The organism is Anaerococcus porci, assembly GCF_034090325.1.
Lineage (GTDB): Bacteria > Bacillota > Clostridia > Tissierellales > Peptoniphilaceae > Anaerococcus > Anaerococcus porci.
In genome coordinates this window covers 1-3,737 of record NZ_JAXDSU010000083.1, presented here as the reverse complement: position 1 = coordinate 3,737, position 3,737 = coordinate 1, and the positions used below count along the sequence as shown (strand labels likewise).

At 31.7% G+C, this 3,737-nt stretch carries 4 protein-coding genes; all 4 read left to right on the top strand.

The window, feature by feature from the left end:
• The first annotated feature begins 140 nt into the window (after positions 1-140).
• Positions 141-1,211, top strand: a complete 1,071-nt coding sequence (locus tag SOR60_RS08860) for a site-specific integrase (protein WP_320595739.1) — start codon at positions 141-143, stop codon at positions 1,209-1,211.
• 10 nt (positions 1,212-1,221) lie between these two features.
• Positions 1,222-1,605 carry a plasmid mobilization protein gene (locus SOR60_RS08855; RefSeq protein WP_320595738.1) on the top strand — a complete coding sequence of 128 codons (384 nt, stop codon included), beginning with the start codon at positions 1,222-1,224 and terminating at the stop codon, positions 1,603-1,605.
• Between the two features lie 89 nt (positions 1,606-1,694).
• The gene (locus SOR60_RS08850) at positions 1,695-2,618 is read left to right on the top strand and encodes a DNA primase (protein ID WP_320595737.1); all 924 of its coding nucleotides are present in this window, start codon (positions 1,695-1,697) and stop codon (positions 2,616-2,618) included.
• Positions 2,615-3,397 carry an AAA family ATPase gene (locus SOR60_RS08845; RefSeq protein ID WP_320595736.1) on the top strand — a complete coding sequence of 261 codons (783 nt, stop codon included), beginning with the start codon at positions 2,615-2,617 and terminating at the stop codon, positions 3,395-3,397. Before SOR60_RS08850 ends, SOR60_RS08845 begins: the two co-directional genes overlap by 4 nt.
• Positions 3,398-3,737: the final 340 nt, after the last annotated feature.

The window sequence follows — 3,737 nt, the reverse complement described above, 5'->3', positions numbered from 1 at the left end:
GCATACAAAATGATAAAAGAATTAAATGAGAGAATGCTAAAAGACAATCCGAACCTGATAGTGATTGCAGGTAAGGTTAATCGAAAATTTTATGAAGAAAACTGTTATGGTCAAACGAAAGAAGTATAGGAGGTGATGATGTGTCAGCCAGCAAGGATAAAGAAAGAGGCACATGGAAAATCTATTTAAGGTATGTTGATTGGCAAGGAGTAAAACAAATCCATACAAAACGTGGATTTGCTACAAAGAGAGAGGCATTGGAATATGAAAGGGAGTTTTTAGCAAGTAAGTCGAGAGATTTGAATATGCTTTTTGAATCCTTTGTTGAAATCTATTTGAGCGATTTAAAGCCAAGAATTAAATACAACACTTATTTGACAAAGGTTCATATTATAGAAACGAAAATAATACCTTACTTTGCCAAGAAATCTATAGCTGAAATAACAGCTCCAGATATTTTACAGTGGCAAAATGAATTGCTTAAAAAGTCAGATGGTGAGGGGAAACAATATTCTCAAACTTACTTAAGAACGATTCAAAATCAACTAAATGCGATTCTTAACCATGCCAATAAATATTACGGTTTAACAAGCAACCCTGTTCATAAAACTACTAAGATGGGAAAAGCGAAAGCACAGGAAATGTTATTTTGGACTAAAGAGGAATATGAAAAATTCGCTGAAAGTGTTAAGAGCAAACCTTCCTCATACTATGCTTTTGAGATACTTTATTGGTGCGGTATTAGAGAAGGTGAATTGCTTGCACTTACAAAAGACGATTTTGATCTTGAGAAGAAAACTCTAACTATTAGTAAATCATTTCAAAGGTTAAAAGGAAAAGATTACATTACATCTCCAAAGACAGAAAAAAGCAATAGAGTAATTCAATTACCACAATTTCTATGTGATGAAATGTCAGACTTCTTTGGGATGTTTTATCATCTGGATTCAAAGGTGAGACTATTTAATTTTACAAAATCATATTTACATCATGAAATGGATAGAGCTTGTAAGTTATCAGGAGTAAAACGAATTAGAGTTCATGATTTAAGACATTCTCATGTTGCTTATTTGATAGAGCAAGGTTTTTCTCCGGTGGTAATTGCAGAAAGATTAGGTCATGAAAGTATCTCAATAACCTTAAACTATGCACATTTATATCCGTCAAAGCAGTTGGAAATCATTGAAATGATAGAGAAAGAAAGGAATTAAATTTATTAAGATGAGTAAGATATTTAAAAGAGAAAGTCTACAAACAAAAGGTAGAAAACTGAAAGTCAATAAAAATAGAAAAAGAAATATTATAGTGAATTTCAGAATGTCTCCAGAAGAAAAAAGTTTATTGGAAGAGAAAATAGTATTATCAGGATTAAACAAACAGGATTATATGATTCAAATGAGTATAAATCATAAAGTTGAGGTATTTGGAAATATAAGAGTGTTTGATGAACTGAAAACGAAACTGAAAATGCTTGAAGAATATTTTAAAAATGTTAATTTGGACTGCGATATTGAAGAAAATAAGCTTGAACTTTTGGCATATATTCTGGAAATGTTTGAAACGGTGAATAGAAATAAAAATGACTCTACCTACTGCAATAGATAGAGTCAAGAAGCAACCTGATAAGATTGCAACTCTTAAAAATATTTTATCAGGTTGTACTTCTATCATCAACACAATTATGGAGGTAAAAAATGATAAATAAAGAAACATATATTAACAATATTCCACAGGAGTTGAAAGAATGTAAACAATGGTTATGGTTTAAGATTTATCATAACAAAGACAAAAATGGGAATATAAAAACTGTAAAAATTCCAATCAGTCCAATCACTTGTGAATCAAATGAATGGAATAAAAAAGAGAACTGGACAGATTTTGAAACTGCTTTAGAAGGCTTAGAAAAAAGTGGTTGTGATGGACTATCGTTTGTTTTAACTGAAGATGATCCTTATGTTTGCATTGATTTAGATAATGTTAAGGACAGTTTTGAGGAAGTACAAGACATCATAAGTGATTTTGGCGAAACATATAAGGAAATTTCCGTATCGGGCAACGGAGTCCACATATTTGCCAAGGGCATAGTTCATAAGAATATCAACAATCAAGCTGATTGTTTTGAAATGTATAAATCAAATAAGTGCATTGCTATGACTGGTGATGTTATAGGAACTTGCAAAGAAGTACAGAATGAACAATATAAGTTGAACCTTTATTATGAAAAATATGCTCTTAAAGAAACGATAAGAGAACGAATTTCTTATTATAAAAATTTAGATAGTGATGTTCCTGATATAGAGGACATTCTAAAGGCAATCTACATGACTAATCGCAAAGGCAGAGAGCTTTTTAGAGGTGAATATTCCACAGGTGATGCAAGTAAAGACGATTTTCAATTACTTCTTATCTTAAACAGCTTTACACATGGCAATGCAGATTTAATGCTTCAGATATTCTTAAAATCAGCCCTAAATCGAATGGGTGATATGAGTAAGAGAAGAACTGAGGCAGCATATATTAAATACTTAAACCAGAGCATTCAAAAGGCACAGGAAGTCGGCGGAACGAATTATTGGGATTATAACTATCACAGAAAAACAAGGGAGGTAGTTCGTTGAAAGCATATACGATAGATACTGAGTTTGATGCCTCTGATAAGTATATTGTGGACAACATCATTGCAAGAAAAAGTATTACTTTGATAGTAGCCTCACCTAAAAAAGGTAAGACAGCATTAGGACTAAATCTTGGTATATGTATCAACGAAGGAATTGATTTTCTTGAAAATATAGTTAATAAAACAAAGGTTGTTTACTATTGCAATGAACTATCCGGAAGGCTAATTCAAGAAAGAATTAAAAGATTGGAGCTTCCTTGTTCAAGTACTATGAAATTTTATGAGGGAACAAGTTATGTGGATTTTGATGACTTTGAAAGAATTGTTAAAGCAGATACAGATTTAGGTTATGAAGTATTTATTGTAGACACCTTTTCTAAAATCAAATACGACAGAAAGTATAATGCTAATGACTACAATGACACCTATGAAGTGATGGCAAAATACTACGATTTGATAGATAAGTATGGCTGCACATTTATTATGATGTACCACACAAAAAAGGATTCATCTATCAAAAGTGTGAGTGAAAAAGTGATAGGTTCACAGGCATTATCCGGTTCAGTAGATACGATTATAGCTATAAATAAAGCATCTGAATTTGATACGGAATTTAACTTAGATGTAACCAGTAGGCTTTTTGAATCAAAGGTGTATCAAGTAAAAATTCATCCATTAAAAAAGATATTGGAACTTGATAAAGTTGATCCGATTGAAATGCTTGAGCCCTCAATTCAAAGCCTGGTTCAGATTATGCATAAATTAGAATATGTTGAATAAACGACAGCTGATATTTATTCAAAGATAAAATTAGAGATAGAAAGTCCGCGGCAATTCGGTAAGGCATTAAATTGTAATAAAGAAATTCCCATGAAGAATGGAATTAGTATTACGATGAAGCGAGGAAAGAATAACAATAACTATCAAGTTAAGTATAATTCAGAGGATGTGATTTATTAAAATGCCGTTCAAACCGTTCGTACCGTTTGATGTTTTCTACATAGGCAAATGTCGTGCGGTATGAACGGTGCAAACGGTAATTGAAGAATCTACATCTATTTTTTCTGTGCAAGTTAAAGACTAATTTATAAAAATCATGAATTACATGTTGATAGCAAGC